Source organism: Bradyrhizobium sp. ISRA442 (assembly GCF_038085055.1).
GTDB lineage: Bacteria > Pseudomonadota > Alphaproteobacteria > Rhizobiales > Xanthobacteraceae > Bradyrhizobium.
In genome coordinates this window covers 413,397-430,980 of sequence record NZ_JALGCN010000006.1, presented here as the reverse complement: position 1 = coordinate 430,980, position 17,584 = coordinate 413,397, and the positions used below count along the sequence as shown (strand labels likewise).

At 58.3% G+C, this 17,584-nt stretch carries 12 protein-coding genes and 3 pseudogenes; 13 read left to right on the top strand and 2 right to left on the bottom strand.

From position 1 onward, the window contains the following. Positions 1 to 453: 453 nt before the first annotated feature. The 7 genes and pseudogenes from MTR72_RS16440 (at position 454) to MTR72_RS16415 (ending at position 10,556) form a co-directional block, all read left to right on the top strand. The gene (locus MTR72_RS16440) at positions 454 to 2,766 is read left to right on the top strand and encodes a S9 family peptidase (RefSeq protein WP_341510629.1); all 2,313 of its coding nucleotides are present in this window, start codon (positions 454 to 456) and stop codon (positions 2,764 to 2,766) included. Positions 2,767 to 3,031: 265 nt separating this feature from the next. Continuing rightward, on the top strand, positions 3,032 to 3,547 hold the full coding sequence (locus tag MTR72_RS40465; RefSeq protein WP_445819600.1) for an imm11 family protein: 516 nt from the start codon (positions 3,032 to 3,034) through the stop codon (positions 3,545 to 3,547). A gap of 1,242 nt (positions 3,548 to 4,789) precedes the next feature. After that, on the top strand, positions 4,790 to 6,421 hold the full coding sequence (locus tag MTR72_RS16435) for an ATP-dependent Clp protease adaptor ClpS (protein WP_341510628.1): 1,632 nt from the start codon (positions 4,790 to 4,792) through the stop codon (positions 6,419 to 6,421). Positions 6,422 to 7,742: 1,321 nt separating this feature from the next. Further along, positions 7,743 to 7,926 (top strand): annotated as a pseudogene (locus MTR72_RS16430) (ArsR family transcriptional regulator); the annotation flags it as partial. Between the two features lie 364 nt (positions 7,927 to 8,290). Continuing rightward, the gene (locus tag MTR72_RS16425; RefSeq protein ID WP_341510627.1) at positions 8,291 to 9,475 is read left to right on the top strand and encodes a TlpA disulfide reductase family protein; all 1,185 of its coding nucleotides are present in this window, start codon (positions 8,291 to 8,293) and stop codon (positions 9,473 to 9,475) included. Between the two features lie 335 nt (positions 9,476 to 9,810). Next, a pseudogene (gene tnpC, locus MTR72_RS16420) lies at positions 9,811 to 10,434 on the top strand (IS66 family transposase); the annotation flags it as partial. Beyond that, entirely contained in the window at positions 10,431 to 10,556 is a 126-nt protein-coding gene (locus MTR72_RS16415; RefSeq protein WP_341510626.1) for a hypothetical protein, read from the top strand. The pseudogene tnpC and the gene MTR72_RS16415, both read left to right, overlap by 4 nt. A 37-nt stretch (positions 10,557 to 10,593) precedes the next feature. Here the strand turns inward: MTR72_RS16415 and MTR72_RS16410 are convergent, their stop codons facing one another. Then, complete coding sequence (locus tag MTR72_RS16410; RefSeq protein WP_341510625.1) at positions 10,594 to 10,806, bottom strand: hypothetical protein; 213 nt, start codon at positions 10,804 to 10,806, stop codon at positions 10,594 to 10,596. 534 nt (positions 10,807 to 11,340) lie between these two features. On the opposite strand from MTR72_RS16410, the gene MTR72_RS16405 reads away from it, so the two are divergent. The 3 genes from MTR72_RS16405 (at position 11,341) to MTR72_RS16395 (ending at position 12,598) form a co-directional block, all read left to right on the top strand. Further along, positions 11,341 to 11,520, top strand: a complete 180-nt coding sequence (locus tag MTR72_RS16405) for a hypothetical protein (RefSeq protein WP_341510624.1) — start codon at positions 11,341 to 11,343, stop codon at positions 11,518 to 11,520. 268 nt (positions 11,521 to 11,788) lie between these two features. Further along, positions 11,789 to 12,175 (top strand): hypothetical protein, encoded by a 387-nt coding sequence (locus MTR72_RS16400; protein ID WP_341510623.1) that lies wholly within the window; start codon positions 11,789 to 11,791, stop codon positions 12,173 to 12,175. A gap of 243 nt (positions 12,176 to 12,418) precedes the next feature. Continuing rightward, complete coding sequence (locus tag MTR72_RS16395; protein ID WP_341510622.1) at positions 12,419 to 12,598, top strand: hypothetical protein; 180 nt, start codon at positions 12,419 to 12,421, stop codon at positions 12,596 to 12,598. Between the two features lie 655 nt (positions 12,599 to 13,253). Here MTR72_RS16395 and MTR72_RS16390 read toward each other — a convergent pair. After that, positions 13,254 to 14,395: pseudogene (locus MTR72_RS16390) on the bottom strand (IS630 family transposase). A 19-nt stretch (positions 14,396 to 14,414) separates the two neighbouring features. On the opposite strand from MTR72_RS16390, the gene MTR72_RS16385 reads away from it, so the two are divergent. The 3 genes from MTR72_RS16385 (at position 14,415) to MTR72_RS16375 (ending at position 17,055) form a co-directional block, all read left to right on the top strand. Beyond that, complete coding sequence (locus MTR72_RS16385) at positions 14,415 to 14,690, top strand: LexA family protein (RefSeq protein WP_341510620.1); 276 nt, start codon at positions 14,415 to 14,417, stop codon at positions 14,688 to 14,690. 678 nt (positions 14,691 to 15,368) lie between these two features. Then, positions 15,369 to 16,634 carry a hypothetical protein gene (locus MTR72_RS16380; protein ID WP_341510619.1) on the top strand — a complete coding sequence of 422 codons (1,266 nt, stop codon included), beginning with the start codon at positions 15,369 to 15,371 and terminating at the stop codon, positions 16,632 to 16,634. Then, the gene (locus tag MTR72_RS16375; RefSeq protein ID WP_341510618.1) at positions 16,576 to 17,055 is read left to right on the top strand and encodes a hypothetical protein; all 480 of its coding nucleotides are present in this window, start codon (positions 16,576 to 16,578) and stop codon (positions 17,053 to 17,055) included. Before MTR72_RS16380 ends, MTR72_RS16375 begins: the two co-directional genes overlap by 59 nt. Positions 17,056 to 17,584 lie beyond the last annotated feature (529 nt).

The window sequence follows — 17,584 nt, the reverse complement described above, 5'->3', positions numbered from 1 at the left end:
GGATCTGGCACCCTTACATGCCACTTGAAACCGCGTGCTGTTGGCGCAACTGTGCAAGGTCGCGTGTGCTTGTATGCCCTCGCACTCGCGTCCGAAGCAGGGTGATATTTCTCGAGAGTCACGGCTGCGGGAGATGACCGCTGCCTAACCTTGTTCGCTCGACCTGCCGATACTGCCGAACTCGATTCTGTGTTTGATTTTACACATTCGTGTTCGCGTTACTCTTGTGCTCTAACCGCCAAGGGGATCAGAAACAATGTAATAGCGCCTGCAGCTTCGATGGCATCATTTCTGCAGGGAGGACTTGGGACGGAGCTCAAGGGGGATTGAACCGAAAGCGCACTGGAGATCTTTCGGCCCACGACTTAGCCGCACCCTCAGCGAGCCTTATTGCGCCTTTCGTATACGGGGCACCTTAACGATCGCTCCGTTAGCTCAGAGGAGGAGGAAGCCGTGAACCGCCGGAAAGACACACTGGGACACGAGATCCTGCAGGTAGCGGATTACGAACGAGCCCTCTCGATTAACGGCTACTATGCTCAGCTCACGGTCAATGTCGCGGACGTGCCGTTCTGGATGTCAGATGGTGAGGCCTTTGCTTATTGCCGAAGGGTAAGGGGCCGGCGCCAATTCATCCTCGTGAACGCTGTCAAGGGCGCAAAACAGCTGGCCTTTGATCATGATAAGGTGGCTGCCGCCCTCACCCGAGCAACGCAGAGGCATTACGACGCTGACAATCTGCCATTCTGTCGCTTCGACCTGGCTAGCGATGGTCGCGAGATCAGCTTCGAGATCGATAGCACCAGGTGGAGCTGCGATCTTGTGAGCTACACTTGTCTAAGCCAGAGCGCTTCCTCCAAAGTCGATGAGGAGAACCCCTATGGAAGCCCTCCGGTAGAAAATGATCCGAAGGAAAAAAGCGCGTCTCCTGATGGTAAATGGCTGGCCTATATCAATAGGCACAATCTATTCCTGTGCAGCAAGGATGGCCCGCAGGACATGCCCTTGACCTGGGACGGATCCGAAAGCAACTACTATGGGTTGTCGACACTGAGTTGGTCTCCGAACTCGCGCTATCTTGCGGGATACCGGTTCCGCCCCGGATACGAGCGTAAGATTCATTTCGTCGAATCGTCGCCGACCGACCAGCTTCATCCGAGGCGCCGGACGATGACGTATCCTAAACCTGGCGACCTGTTGACAGTATCACATCCGGTGCTCTTTGAGATCGGCAGCCGACGCGAGATCCAACTCGACAACAATCTATTCCGAAATCCGTACGAACTTTCGCCGATCGAGTGGTGGGAGGACAGTCGAGGCTTCACTTTTAAGTATAATCAACGAGGTCATCAGCTCTATCGCCTTCTAGAAGTGGTGGCAGCCATCGGAGAAGTCCGCTCGCTGATCGATGAGTGCAGCAAGACCTTCGTCGACTATCAGCCGCTGAACATGGACCAGGAGTGCACTGGCAAAATCTTTCAGTATAACGTCGCAGACGGGAAGGAGATCATCTGGGCGTCTGAGCGCGACGGACACGAGCATCTCTACCTTTTCGATGGCCGAACCGGCGAGCTTAAAAATCAGATCACCAGAGGCAATTGGGTGGTCCGCACGGTCTATTTTGTTGATCCGGTGAGGCGCCAGATCTGGTTTGGCGCGAGCGGAATGAACGCAAGCGAAGATCCTTACTTCATCCATGGGTACCGAATCGACTTTGACGGGACGGGCCTGACTGCGCTCACGCCTGGAGCGGCAAATCATCACATCGAGTTCTCGCCAGATGGCCGCTACTATGTAGACCTGTGTTCACGAATCGACCTTCCGCCGAGCTTGGTCTTATACCGAACCAGTGACAATTCGGAGCTCATGCAGGTCGAAAGCGCCGACATTTCGGAGCTCGTGGCTGCTGGCTGGACGCCGCCGCTCAGCTTTCATGCGAAGGGGAGAGATGGCGAGACTGATATTTGGGGTGTCATTCACCTTCCCACTAATTTCGATCAAACCAAGCGATATCCGGTCGTAGAGAGAATATATGCTGGCCCTCACGGTTCTTTCGTTCCGAAGTCATTCTCAGCCTCGGCCGAGCCGCTCGCGCAACTTGGATTCGTCGTTGTACAGATCGATGGGATGGGGACGAACAACCGCTCGCGAGCGTTCCACGACGTCGCCTGGAAAAATCTGAAGGACGGTGGCCTTCCCGATCGAATCCTGTGGCACAAGGCGGCAAGCGCAAACTATCCGTGGTACGATATTTCAAACCTTGGCATTTTTGGTGCGTCCGCCGGTGGTCAGAATGCGGTGAGCGCACTCCTCTTCCATTCTGAGTTCTACAAGGTTGGTGTCGCTAATTGTGGTTGCTATGACAACCGAATGGACAAGATCTGGTGGAATGAGCAGTGGATGGGCTGGCCGGTTGGCATCGAATATTCACAATCCTCAGCCGTCGACAACGCGCACCGATTACAAGGTAAGCTGTTGCTGATTGTCGGCGAACTGGATGAAAACGTCGATCCGTCGTCCACCTTCCAACTTGCCGACCGTCTTATCGACGCAGGAAAATTCTTCGACATGCTTGTGGTGCCGAACGGAAACCACGGAGTGCCAGGCAATTACTGCAAACTAAAGCTCGTGGATTTCTTCGTTCGCAACATTCTTTGGCAGACACCACCTAACTGGAACGCGGCTTCGATCGAGCTGCTGAGCCGGTGCTGGATGCGAGGACGCGATCGCCAACAACTAATTAGCTCGATCGAATCTCACACGTGATGTCCGCGTTCTACGGCGGGACGATTTTGGCCTGGTCAGCGTTCGTGTGAAGCGCGGACGACGGTAGGTCATGGGCACCTTCAGTTCGCGGGCAGATCGGAAGACGCCGCGTAGAAGCTCAACAGCAGAGAGCGGGATGGTTTACCTGTTGGATGTAACGGAACATGAGTGGGGGATGTACCAAGTCCTTCGCACCAACTCATAGATAAGCATATTGAGGGCGTTGCACTTCAACAGGATCCCATGGCTGGGTACCTAACAGTTGATGACGCCTTCGCGTTTCCCGACATCTGCAGGCCAACCAGCTGCTTTTTCTTTGCTCGGATTGCGGCGTGCGGCGCTGGAGCACTTGACACCGCGGAGCGTCGCGTTCTTTCCACTTAAGGTGATGGCGCCCGAGAGGATGTATCCCGCAAAGGTCTACTTCTTCATTGACGTGCTGCGGCGCGCCCACTGCATTGACTGGGATATATCCGAGACGACGCGGCGCGTCGTAACCGCGCCTTGCGACCGCGAGAGCCGGGGATCAAGGACGTTGTTTGGAATCCCTCAGCGAAGTTCACAGCAGTCGATCCTGACACGCTTAATATGGCGAGAGGCGGACGTTGATCGCCCGACACTTCACTTCTTCCACAACAAGAAGGACGCCTTAAGGCGAGACGAGGTGTGGGATGAGTTAAACAGAAGATCGAGACCCGGAAGCAAGAACGGGATCATCGCGACGAGCCGCTTACTGCAGAGCCGGTCAGAGGCAATAGCACAATTAGTGCAACGTGAATGAAAGCTCCGTAGCTCCGGCCCCGTCGCCGCGGCACCGCCGAACCCGACAGTGCTCGGATCGCGTGCTGACGATGCCGTCCCGTAACGGCGCACAGCTGGTCCAAAATCCGTTCCTTCTCGAGCTGCCCGCTCGCCCGATAACGCTCCGCCAGCGCTGATGTGATCTCGCGCTTTGCGCGCGTCCTGATCTTTCCTGCCATAGCCGCCACCGAACTGATTCGGCAGCTCCGCCCCAGACACGACGGGGAAGTTGTCCGGTAACATCTTTAGTGCGCAATGCGGCCTTAAATCCGGATGTCGCTTGACGACTCTCGTCCCACCGGCGCATGCACTCTCGCATTGCCGCGCGAACGCCTCGAGGATGGCCGTGCCTCTTCAGCGCACTCCCGAATGCCGGCGATGTTCGGCACAAACTACCAAAATGCCGCAGCTGTCGGTGCATTACGCGGCACCGCATCGCCGATACAGCTAGCTCTTCTTGATTGCCGAGGCCCCATGCCCCCTATTGTCCACCGACATCAGCAGTGATGAGGCGCAGCCCAAGTCAGCGGACATCGTGGTGATCGGCGGCGCGGTTGTTAGCGCCAGTTCGGCCGTATCCTGTCGCGGAGGGACCTATCGCTAGCGCTTATCCAACAGGAAGGATGTCGGTTGCGAGAAGTCCGGCCGGAGTGTGGCTATTGCCGTCGGCAGAACCGCGATGCGCGTGAATTTCCGCTCGCTAATCTGGCAACTCGCGAGCTTCAAGAAGCGAAGTTCATGCTCCTGGGCAGGTACCGAGTCTCCTGCAAAGAACAGTTTGAGAGTCGTTTTCGCGACCGGCATGCAATTTGCTGAAAGATCCGGAAACGAGAGAGGCTTGATGACAAGCAGTGACATCATTCGCCAATTACACCAGCACCGGCGCGTCTTTTCAGGGACTGTAGGAGAGAGCACAATTGTGAGGATACTGACAAAGCCCAAACATGCCGTCGCCCGGGTCCACTACGCGATTGTGCGTGTGGTCCGGCGGGTCCTGCGCGTCCTTACTCGGCTATCGCAGTCGATTGCGCCATTCGGCCCAATCGACGCCGGCCTTGATGGGGCGCACCGTGAGCCGCCAATGAGTTCTCCGGCAGTCCATGCGGCTGAATGGCGCCTGGACGGCAAAGCGCAAGTTCCTCTAACAACCGTGCGTCGAATGAAGCGCATCAGGCGAAGTAAGGCCAACGACAAACCGTTTCACTCATACTAGGAGCCTTAGATGGGTCATCAAGTTTGCACTGTGCCCGAGTCTGTACAGCTGGTTTTTCAAGATGGCGGTAAGACGCCGCGCGGTTTCGTGGTGGATCTATTCCGGGAGGTGTTCGGCAGACATCAGCGCGATGCCTACGCCCTTTCCATGTTGATCGAACGGCAGGACAAGGCCGCGTGCGGCCCCTTCCCACCGTCAGTTGCAAAGGCGCTCTTCGATGCGGCGCAGGAACGAATCCGAGCTGAAGGACATACGTTGCAAATCACCTCCGAGCCTGCTGGCGAAACCGAGGCGCCAGATCCGTCCGAAATCCAGTTCGAATTGGCCCGTGACGCGGTTGCCTGGCATTTCGCTGATATCCCGCCGAACAGCCTCGTGACTATGGTGCGGCAATTTCCCGGCCACATGCGCGCGGACATCCAGATCGCAATCGACAAGCTGTTCGCTTCGCCGGTCCGCTTCTTTGGCCTGCATCAGCGATGGGTTTTGGAGAAGCTGTCATTCGCGGAGCTCCGGCGCGCCGGAGACGATGCCGTCTTGCTGGCGTCGCCACAATACCACGAGATCGACATCGGCGAGGCTACGCCAGTCAAATGCCTGCACAATGGGCTGTGGCTATCCGAGGCGAACGAGTTTCGTTACGCTGTCGTGCTGTACTATTACCGCGAGCCAGTGCAACAATGCGGGACCGACCCAGAGGAGATGATGCACATTGAGGTCGCGGTGCCCGCCGGCGGGGCCGGCGAGTCTTTCGCGCAGCACTGCTTCGTTGAACTGGAGAGAGCGGTACGATCCGCCGGATCGTACCGTGGCAAGATCCTGTCCCTCGAGAGCGATTCGAATTACAGCGGCCGTTCGCGCGGCGTTACGGTGCATCGTTGGCCCCGGGTAGACCGCGCGGACGTGATCCTGCCCGAAAAGGTGCTCAAACTGCTCGATGGAAATGTATTGAGCTTTGTCGGAATGCGCGATGCGCTGCGCCGGCTGGGCCAATCGACACGCAAGGGCATCTTGCTTTATGGCCCGCCCGGCACCGGCAAGACCCACACGATCCGATACCTCGCAACTAACCTGGCTGATCAGACCACTCTAATAATGGCAGCCGGGGAGGTCGGTGCGCTCGGTGAATATATGAACCTCGCGCGGCTGTTGCAGCCGGTATTGGTGGTGATCGAGGACGTCGATCTGATCGCGCGCGACCGCAATGAGATGCGAGACGCGCGCGAAGAATTGCTGCTCAACAGGCTGCTCAATGAGATGGATGGGCTGAAGGAGGATGCCGACATCCTGTTCTTACTTACCACCAACCGATTGGAAGAGCTCGAGGGCGCGATCGCGGCGCGGCCTGGCCGGATCGACCAGGTCATCGAGGTGCCTTTACCTGATGCTCATGGCCGCGACAAGCTGGTGCGGCTCTATGGCAAAGGCCTTCCATTCACGGAGGCTGTTGTCAATGAAGCCGTGCGACAGAGCGAGGGCCTCAGCGCCGCCTTCATCAAGGAGTTCATGCGGCGCATCGCGCAATCGTCCATCGCGCGCGATGGCGGCAAAACGGTCATCTGCAATGATATCGATCAGGCGCTGGACGATATGCTGCCGATGAGGGGGCGCGGATCGCGGGCCGAGCAAGCTGGACCGTGAGCCGCGACAAGGGGCAGGAGCGGCCACAAAGTGTGCGCGCAGTTGTCCGAAATCGGTCAGTTGGCCGACGTTCAGATCGGCTGCGAGCTGACCGGCGAGTTGGGATCCCGCAGGCGGCTCGTGCGTCAGCGCATGCAGATGGACCATGAGGCGGCATGCTTTCCGGTGAACCGCCGCGTGTCAACAAGTGATCGGATTTTGATTGTTCGTGCCCGGTTCCGGGACCACGTGCTTTCCGCCGATAGCGCTGAACATCTGTGCCATGCATGCCATCACGCGCCGGGCCGTGGACTGGGATTAGGCCAGCTTGCGGGACCGTTAACATCGAGATGAAAATCCAGGGTTCGGGCGGTGCGATGCCCATCACGGCCATGGTGTTGAGGCGCTGCGGCGAGAGATGCTTCTCAATCGATGCTTTGAGTGCATCGCGAAACGCGTTTGCCGATGCCCCTACAAGACCCGGATGCACATTCAGATCACTGGCAGTCGGGACTTTGACATTGCCAAAATGTCCGGTCCCAAGCTGATCGCGCAAGGTCGCGACGTCACGAACGATCGTCTCGAATGCTTCGTCGTCCGGTTTGGATCGCGGGAACGGCACGCAACCGAGGGGCCGCCCTCGCTCTGGTACTTGACGGCGGATGCACGCCGAGGGCCTGGCGCATCTCTTCCTGGTGGAATCGTCTGACGACGCCATCCTTCGATCTCGCGGTCGTACCAGGTGACGACGATCGCGACCTCTTCGCCAAACTTCCCGACCTTAGCTTCGGCCGCCGTGATCCCGAGGTGGTTCGCGAGACGCAGGCACGCGTACTCTTTCTCGGTCGTGCCTCGCAGGTGAGGCATCGGCCCCTGGAGGATGTGCCCCGGCGGCCGCTCGGTACGCCCCACCGCTTTCCGTCGAACAGTAAGGCCATCTTCGGCCGCGCGCCGGCGAGACTGAAATGCCCCGGTCGCCAGGCACGTACCAGCGTCTTGTAGTAATCGAGGTAGCCGTGCCTACGAGCGCGGTAGCAGGCATCAATGCAGGTGCGCAGCGAGCGTCCCGTCGTGGCGCGCAGCAGTTCCTACGGCGTTGCCCTCAGTTGCTTGCACTCAAGATAAGCGCGGCATAGTTCGAGATCGGGGATTTCTTTCATGCTCAAATGCTGCGACGAGCAAGCGAGCCTGTCGAGAGGTGTGATGCTTTTTTGTTCGCGTTCTCCCTCCCGGAAGGCCAGCTCCCTGAAACCGACCACGGAACGCGCCAGGCGATCGCAGCAAGTACGCGACAAGATGCGCCTCCTATTCGACGCCCTGCTAGAGCGCATCATCGGCGAAGATAACTTCCGAGGTGCTCGGCGAAATGGCCGGGCTTTTTGCTACCGCCCTGTCAACGACGACTGAAGAGGCTCCACTCAGAGGGCATCATCGAAGCCGACGTCTCAATCGTCTCGCCGAAGGCGGTGGGAAGACCTATTCCAATGCTTGTGCTGGTCACCCTGGAGCGGGAGCGCGCCTCCCTTGCGAAATCGATCCTATCTGCCAGTGCTACATGATGCGTTAGGGCGGCGGCAGTCCTAGACACGAGGTCTTGCCGGATCGGCTAGCATGAGACCAAGCGCTCACCCACAAGGATTTCGTGTCCAACTTCTGACACCGGACAAAGTCTGTCAGGTTCAAAACACCGGCTGCGTTTGGGGCGCCTTGGATTTTTCAAAGCGTAGTCAGGCGCTTGATGCGTGCTTACCGAGATGGCACGCCTGTTGCTATTGGGATGCAGAAACACCAGATGCGCAAAACGAGTGATGCTCTCCTTCTCTTGAACCCGTGTTCTCCGTTTCTGAGAGAGACAGGCTGGCGCACAAAGTCGCGCAACTGGAGAGCAACATGATACTGCGCATGGAGTCCCCAGCTCCCCCGATCAAGATGGAGAACTGGCTGCGAGGCGAGCCCCTCACGAGCTTCCAGCCCGGGAAGGTGTACATCGTCGAATTTTGGGCAACTTGGTGCGGACTATGTGCGGCAGTGATGCCTCATCTAGTACAGCTGCAAGAGAAATACAAAGACAGCGGACTTGAGGTGCTCGGCGTCGCAGCTTACGAACAAGCTGCAACGGCGGACGAGGCCCGAACAACGCTGGACGCGTGGTTGACCGACAAGTTCTCGAACCTGAACTATCGGATCGGGTTCGACTCCACAGGCGAAATGAGCAAGCTTTGGATGGATTCCAGCTTTTCTGTCGGGATTCCCACCTCGTTCGCCGTTGACCGTGACGGCCACATCGCCTTTATCGGTCCTCCGATGCAGCTCGACGACGTCTTGCCGAAACTTCTTAACGGCAGCTGGCGGACCAGCGATGAAGCTAAAGCCGCCGATACAGAGCGGATCGACAGCGGACGACGCGAAATGCGCGAAATCACGCGCGAGCGGGCGTTGACTGAGCCGATTCTCGCCAAGCTTTCACCGGCGATGAAGGCGGAGGATTGGGCAAAGGCGGTTTCGGCGGTCGAAGAGGCCGTCGCGGTGATGCCGGACGACCTCAACTTCCGCGCGCTCCATGCGGATCTGTTGCTTCACAAACTGCGCAACATGCAGACCGGCTTGCCGGTTATGAGGCAATTCGCTCGCGACGCGATCGACAAAAACGATGAGCTGTGGATGGAAGAGGCGCTGCGCCAACTCTTCAATCCGGCGAATGACAACTCCCACTTCCCGTCTGCCGAGCGCCTTGCGATGGGCAAAGAGTTGTCCGAACACATTCTTGCGCTGAATCCTCCGCAACGGGACGGTGGCTTCAAGTACCTGTCCTATGGGGCGGTCGCGCAGTATTATTACGAGAGCGGCAACAAGGATCGCGCAATCGAATTGGTCGAGGTGGCGTTGAACTCGCTAGGCGGTCCTGAGCCTATCCCCGACGACCTGAAACAGCACGAAACGTCGCTGTTGGTCGAGGCGCTGGCCAACTACAAGGGTGAGAAGGCTTGCTATGAGAGTCTTTGTGCAACTCCGCAAGGCGGGTTTCCGAGAGCGTCAAAGCGCAGGCAACGGAGCAAACAACAAAAAGAAGGGTGATAGTCGGAATTGCTCGCTGGCCATCATCCATTTCTCCGGCGGCGAGTGGCAACCAAATCTGACGGTCTGACGATTTACACGAAAATGCTAAACGACTCCTCCGGCATCAAAATGCACGTGCGCACAGCCATCGGGGCGGCCGGACCTAGGCGGGCATCGCCACGCTTCTGCAGACAGATGAAGATGAATGTTGTCAATCCGCATGCATGGCTCCCACAAACTCTCGAACGGATCGCGCAGGCGGAGAACGTCTAAGATCGCTATTCTCATGCTGTAGAAACCCGCAAAGCTTGAGCCGCTTCAGCTAAACCGCTTACGCAAAGAGGGGGAAATGGGTACGTGCGGACGCCTTGTCCGGAACGCTCGCCTTCTGCTGGTCGCATCTGAGGCGCCAGTTTGTGAAGATCGAGCGCGAGGCGGCGCCTGCGCCAGTTCCGGTTGCCCGCGAGGCCCTTGAGCGCATCGCCCAGCTCTACGCGGTCGAGAAAGTCCTCCGCGGCCGGTCTGATGCCGAGCGTCGTGCGGGCCGACAAGCGCATGCCCGGCCTCTGGCCGCAGCCTTGAAGCAGTGGTTCGAGGCAACGCTTGATCATCTTGCGCAGAAGAGCGACACGGCGAAGGCTTTGCGTTATGCGCTGCGTCATTGGGACGGCCTGACGCTCTACCTTGAGGACGGTCGCATCGAGATGGACACGAATGCGGTCGAGCGTGCGATGCGGCCGATCAAGCTCAACGCCAAGAACTCCCTTTTTGCCGGTTGCGACGAGGGCGCCGAGAGTTGGGCAGTACTAGCTTCGTTAATCGAGACCTGTAAGCTCAATAGCGTCAGCGCCGAGCACTGGCTCTCCGACGTCCTCGCGAAGCTCGTTAATGGCTGGCCTGCGGCGCGACTGGACGAACTGCTTCCCTGGGCGTCGACCTGCACGATGCATGCGCTCGATCCGAGACTGGCAGCATGAGCCTGAACACGACCGCCGTCCGGATCAGGGTGACCATCAAGGACGTGAAGCCGGAGGTGATGCGATGCCTTGTGGTGGGCCGCAGCGGCACGCTCATCATGCCATATCGCGACGGCTTCTAGATTCACCCGCGTGTATCGCTTGTCAGTCATTTGGTCCTCAGTCCCCGTTATCTGGCGGCGCCGTGTAGGGCAGCCCCTCAACCGATAGCTGCTTCTGGATTTCTTGCGGCATGCGCTCGGCGAGCTGCTTCTCCGCCTCGGTCTGCCATGCCTTGCGTGCGGCAAGCATCTGGCTGCGACATGGCTGTGTTCGGCATTTTGGAATATAGCCCATGCCTGGGTGTCGATCCTTGCTGCGACGGATAGCCACGAAGGTGCCCCCGTTTGCGTGCACCAAGAAAGCGTTCCGGACAGTGAGCTTCGTGCTCCCGCCTGGGGTGAGCCTAAACGTACTGGCCCGTAGTCCGGCTGCGTCAATACTTGCGCCGATTGTGTTCAAGATACCGATCTGCAGCTTTTGATGCCGTGAACGAAGCGCTTAGGTCGGACTGTGTGGTCCGCCGCAACTTGGTTAGGTTACGCCGGGCTTGATCCGAGCGACAGGCACACCCGCTCGGCGGCGATTGTCTTCAGGGCAACATGGTGATTCCGAGGGAAGTCGCCCTCTGAATCCGAAATGATGTCGCCCTTCATTCCGAAATAATCTCGCCCCCTGTACCGATCAATTGTCGCCCCCCGTTCCGAGATGATGTCGCCCCCTTGGTGACGGATCCGGCGGGGCCGCTGGTAGCGCGTAGAGTGCCTCCTTTTGCCTGAAAGCAAGAGGGCTTCATGCCGGCGCAGAGGGTAACCTTGCGCTGAACCCTACATTTCGACAGTTCGGCTTCATGACTTCAATGAAGAGTTGCAATATCGCTTCACGGGCAATGCGGCGCAGTTAGAAGCAGCCCGCGCCGATCTGATCGCGGCTCGCGAAGTAGTTCTTGCCTTCGACTTCTGCTTGGCTGTGATTTGTTGGTACGAAGAAAATCGGGTCGACGGTAAAAAGTTGTTCGTGCTTCGTCTCACGCCGAGCTGCGACTAGATATCCTGTCATATCTGGTGTCGCGGCAGACTGATCCGAAGGCAATCTATCTTATCCTCGGATGCCTCTTTAATTCGCAGCTCAAAGTAAGCTGCTGCAGGCAAGGCGGAAATTGGCACTACCGGCCATGTTGCCGGCCGATCGGGAGCATGGACCTCGTCTGATCCCCGGCTGATTGAGCAGAAAGACAGCGGATCACAGCCACTCTACGCCGATTATCACCGCGGCTGAGTTGCTAGTATCGGCCCGCTGTTTGTCCGGGCTCAACATGTCTTCGCATGAAATTTCCACCCAGTCCATTGCTGCAGCCGATCGGGATCTGATCTTCGTAGTGATCGAGCGTCATCGCGAGCTGTCGGCGTACTACGATGCGGCCTTGTCGGTATCGGCGAGGCTCGAGGAGGAAGCCGAATTTAATGCCGCCGACGAAATCAGCGTCCAAAGGAATCAGGTTCTCGCGGAGCACGCGGATGTACTCATCCGTTCAACGCCGACCACGATCGCGGGCGTTATTGCTTTGACCCGTTACGTCGGCAGCCTACGTGACTGGGAGCTTCCCGACGATGATGCGTGGTATCGGGTTTTCTTAGAAGGTCTGGCAGACGCGATCGATGGAATCACCATGGCGCAGCGGCTTGGACGAGACGGCGATTAACATGGCGCTCCCTTTCATTGTCCGCGGCATACTTTTCTGGGGAGCCATTGCTGGGCTTCTCTATTTCCTGTGGAAGTTGCCATTCTGAAGCCCGAGGATCAGGGAGTCGGCCGGGCCGGTGGCGAGGAAATGAGGAGCGGCGGCTTGTCAACCCCGGTCATCCCCGATTATTGTGGGCCAGCGGGCGCGCTAAAAGGTTCTTCCGAGTGGCCATTTGCTGTCCGGCAAACTAGTTGGCGTACGATGACCGGCCTAAAGCGTAAACAGGAACAGTTCTGCGATCTCTATCCCGGGCAGACGCCGCCCGATAGCGAAGCCGTACTCGATATCGCGATCGCGGAGGCGATGCGCGAACGCTACCATCGGGGGCCCGGGGAACAGCAACCCGACGAGCCGGCGGGCTTGCCAGGATTCAAGCCCTAGGACGGCCGAGAGCAGCCTGCGCCACGGTGAGGGGCTGAGCTGTCGGGGACTGCGCGCCATGACGGGCCGTTTCCGAAACTCGCTGGTTTTCTTTTGTTCGCGATGCTCTTGATACCCCAGCTGTTGGATTTCTCGGCGATATAGCTGGTCCCGGCAGAGCTCCGCGCATGCGCGGCGCCCATGATCTAGGACGCGTCCCGATGGAAACGAACTGGCACCCCGTGAAGCTGGCGGGTCATCCAGCCCAGCGAGCAACCAAGAAGCCACGCACGAGAGAAGCATCAGCAAACCGTATGCCGCGCATAGCTGGGGCTTCATGCCATAGCCGCCACAGAAAAGCGCGGCCGGGCGTGTTCGCCGAGCAACCCAAATCGTCTGGTGTGGGTAAGATCGATTATCGCGGAAAAATCTTTGAGAAAATACCGCATTTCTGCGGACTCCGTCGGATCGAAAGTCTATCCGACTTGGTATCTTGTCTTGGAGTGGCCGACATCGAGCTCGTGCGAGAGAGAAAGGGCAGCACGGTCCTCCAGATTTGCGTTCGACTGCGACCTGCTCTTGGGAATTAAGGCGTGCAGCAGGGTCCAGCCGACCTCATACGGCCGCGATCTCGTTCCGCAGGAGTGCTGGATCGACTAGTACCGCTGCACAATGATTATGACTCTTTGGCGGAGGGCATTTGGGCACCATCTGCCAAGGGGTAAGCACGGCCCATTTTGACGCGGGCTTTCGCGGTTGTGAACATCCATTTGATGCGGGCGCGTGCGGCGTTGCGTTGGCGCTCCCAGGCATTGATCTCGGCTCTAAGTTGGTCCTGATTGTCGATGCGTCTGTCCAGACACTGGCTGCGCAGCACGCCGATCTCAATCTCCACCATGTTCAGCCAGCTGGCGTGCTTGGGGACGTAATGGAACTCCAGCCGGCGCAGGAGGCGGCGCGCTTCGGCGGGCGGGAAGGCCTGATAAAGCGCGCCAGCTGAGTGGGTGGAGAGATTATCCAGTACGACCCGGATGCGCTCTGCCTTGGGGAAGTGAACCTCTGCGAGCTCGCGCATGCAGGCTGCGAAGTCGACTGCAGCGCGGCTGTCGGTGACCTTGACCTTGCGCCAGGGCCGATGCACGTCGAGGAAGATGAATAGGTTCGCTGTGCCGTTGCGCCTGTACTCGCGGTCGTAGCGCTCAAGCTGCCCCGGCTTGGGCGGGATCGGCTGACGGACCTCGCCGATGAGTTGGATCGGGCTCTCATCGAAGCAGACCACCGGGCGCTTCGGATCTGGCTGTTCGGCATAGAGGTCGAGCCCATCCTCCATGCGGGCAACGAACTCGCCGTCGACCTGCGGAATGCACCACATGTCCTTGCGCCACGGCTTGAGGTCGTTTTCGGCCAGCCGCCGGCGCACCGTCTCGCGGGAGATGTTGGCGTGTTCGGTAAGCCTGACCAATTCACCCGCCAAAAGCACCAAGGTCCAACGGGCACGGCCTTTGGGCGGGCTTGAGCAGGCTGTCGCGACCAGCAGGGCCTCCTCTTTGCCGGACAGCTTGCGGTCCGCTCCGGGGCGCGGCTCCTCATTGAGCGCTGCTGTCAGGTTGCCGAGCACGAAGCGACGCTTGGTCCGGTAGACGGTCGAGCCGCCCACGCCGACGCTCCGTGCGATCTCATCGTCGCTGGCGCCAGCATCGGCGGCCAGGAGAATCTGCGCTCGCTTGAGCTTGCGTGCGGCGTGCTTGCCGCCACTCAAAAGTGCTGTGAGTTCTGCCGCTCCGTTTGGCTCAATTCGATCCGATAGCGTACATTCATCCCTGCCTCCTCGTGAGGCATGGACGAACAGCTGAATCGGATGGCAGGCGTGAGTCCCGCAAAAACCTTCACGCCTAAACAGGGCCAGTATCTCGCCTACGTCTACCTCTATACGCGCCTGCACCGCAGGCCGCCGGCCGAAGCCGACATGCAAGAATACTTCCGCGTCAGCCCGCCCTCTGTTCACCAAATGGTGCTAACGCTGGAACGGGAGGGCCTCATCAGACGGCAGCCGAGGGCGCCACGCAGTATCGAGCTCCTCGTTGATCCCCGTCAGCTGCCCGAACTACTCTAACCGAAAATCCAACCTGTCAAATTCACTGTTCAGCGGTACAATCGGCAGCCTACGACCGTCACGTCAAGAAGAGTCTCGAACGTTCAGTCGGGCAGTGGCCGAGACATATCCGACATCTGGCACTGCTGGTGTGCTGATGGCACCGGCACGAACGCAGGCGAGCCGAGATCACATGTCCCCAGCGGCTGGATAAGCAGGTTGCAGATCGGTGAGCTCGACGGCGTGAGGTTGCAAAGCTTCAATAGTAGCGGATCGCCTGACGCTGTTCGCGTGTCCGTAAGCGTTGAAGCCCGCGTCCAGTGATGACTATCTGCGATCGACCGATCACGAGAGTGAGGTGCGGTCATGCGGCTTTATTGCGCTCTAAGCGAATGAGTGAAGAAAAAGTGCGCAAGGTGGCGGATCGAGAGCGAAAAACACCGACATCACGGGACTTGATCCTCAGCATCGAAAATCTCTTGACGATTCAAGAGAATGTTCGATAAATCGCGCCACTACTGTAGGTTACGTTCTCAATTTTCAGAGCGGTGCCCGATAGGAGATCTCCGGTCAATTTGTTGCGGGCCGCCCGCTATCTACCACGCAGGCCCTCGACGAGGGCTGGTACGAATTTCTAAAATCCAAGCCTATTTGCTCGCTCGGGACTATCTCCGATAACAGTATGGGGAAATTGACGCGATGACTGTGCGCGAGCAGCTCTTTACATTGTTTCGCAACCTCCGGTGGATTGCTGTCTTTTCGGTGGTCATTTCAATTTTGCTGTACTTGCCAGATCAGATTCAGGAACTCTACCGGATAGCCGCTGACGACATTGGGTGGGTAACGCTCAAGGAGTTTGTCGCCGTCGGCGTGATTGCGCTAACGATCTGGGCGGGCGCTTTTCAGCTTACTGCCGCAACCCTGCCTCATATCCGGCCCGCTAGGGGGCGCATGGCGTTTTGTATCAAAGTTGCACCCATTGTACTCGGAGCGTTGCCGATCATCGCCGCGACGGCAGGTCAACTCGCCTCGCGGCCGGCTGAAAAGATCGGTGAGGTCGAGGAAGTCGGAAGTATCTTCCGCATTCAGGACCAAGCGCTCGCCTTCGAGCGGAACATGCTGCTCATCCTTGCGCTTGCCATGTTGATCCTGCTCGCCTCGTTTGTTGTATTCGCTTGGCAGATGGGGTCAAAACATCGCTCGGCCGCACTCGCGAACCGGGCCAACATCGCCTATTTCATCCGCTATAGATTTCTCGCGCTCACGATCGGCGGCATCGCCCTGTTGACGACCGGGTTCGTTTTGTTTCCGGACAGGCTTGCACAATTCGTCGGATCGTTCGGTGTAATCGCTCTCTTTGCGATGTGCGTGGCCGGTCTCACCACCCACTTTGCGCTACTGACGATCAGGTTCAATTTTCCTTTTATACCGGTTGTGTTTGGCGGCTTGTTCCTGGTTGCCTCATTGTTCGGAGGCGATGACCACCGGCTGCGCAGCGTGGCCGGAGCAGCCGGCCCATCAGAAGAGATGCGCATTTCTGCAGTCGAAGCATTTCGGGATTGGCTTCGGCAAAAACCGCGCCTGGCCGAGGCCGAGAGGCTCGGAGAATATCCGGTATTCATTGTGGCTGCCCAGGGCGGAGGCATCTACGCAGCCAACAATGCGGCGCGCTTTCTTGCCAGGATGCAGGATCTCTGTCCGGCATTTCGGCAGCATTTGTTTGCGATAAGCGGCGTCTCCGGAGGGAGCGTCGGCTCAGCGATCTTCGCAGCTGCGCTTCATGCCGACAATGCGCCACTTGATACGATCGCTCCCGACGCAAAGACATGCCCGAAGATCGCCGACTTTCTGGCCGGCGTCGGCCGGGCTGAGGATATCGATGCCCCTGGGCAGGTAGAACAGCGCGTTGCAAGCGTCTTGGAGACGGATTTTCTCTCGCCTGGTTGCCGGTTTTCTATTTACTGACTTCACCCAGCTGTTTTCTCCGCTCGCTATCCCAAGTTTTGATCGCGCGCGCTTTCTGGAGTACACGCTGGAGAATGCTGCAGACAGAATGCTCAAGAACCAAAAGGGCGCCGGCGACCAATCCAATCTGCTAAAGGTCGATTTTGAGTCACATTGGACACCTTCCAACAATATGCCGGCGCTGTTGTTGAACACGACAGATGCCGGTAGCGGCAAACGCGTTGTCATCTCTCCCTTTGATATCGACCCGCTCCACGCCAAAGACAAAGACCTCTGTATTCTCTCGATGCTTGATCGTGCCGGCACCGGAGCCGATCAAACTGTCAAGAGTCACTCGCTGCGGATCCCGCTTAGCGCTGCGGCCTTCACCAGCGCGCGGTTTCCATGGGTGACGCGCAGCGACGGTCTCCTTGCGGAATGATTGGATTACCGCCAATCCGCAGGCGCGCCTCGTGGACGGCGGATATGTCGAGAATTCCGGAATAGAGACCGCGCTCGATTTGATTGAGCGGCTCAACAGCATCAAGGGCACCTCTGACGCGCCAAAATTCCGGATTTATCTGCTGTCGCTGGTGAGCGGTCAGTTCGGAGATCACGGCTCTTTCATGTTCGGTGAGCTCATGGAGCCGGTGCGCGCGCTCTTGAGCACGCGAAGCTCTCGGACCTATGTTGCGCTCAACCACGCGAACAATATCGATCGTCGGCCAACGAGTGATGTAACGCCCAGCGTGCAACGCTTTCCAACGTTCGGTCGAATAGACATAACAGGCTCGTTTTACAATCTGCCCCTTGGCTGGACGCTATCTCAGAAAACCGAAGATATCATCTCACTAAGCAGCGGCCGCTTTTGGGATTGTGTGCCGAAGGATGACTTCGATCAATCCCGCAAGAAGCAGAGTAACGCGGATTGCTTGCAAGTGAAGTTGTTTCATCTCTTGAACGGATCCGTC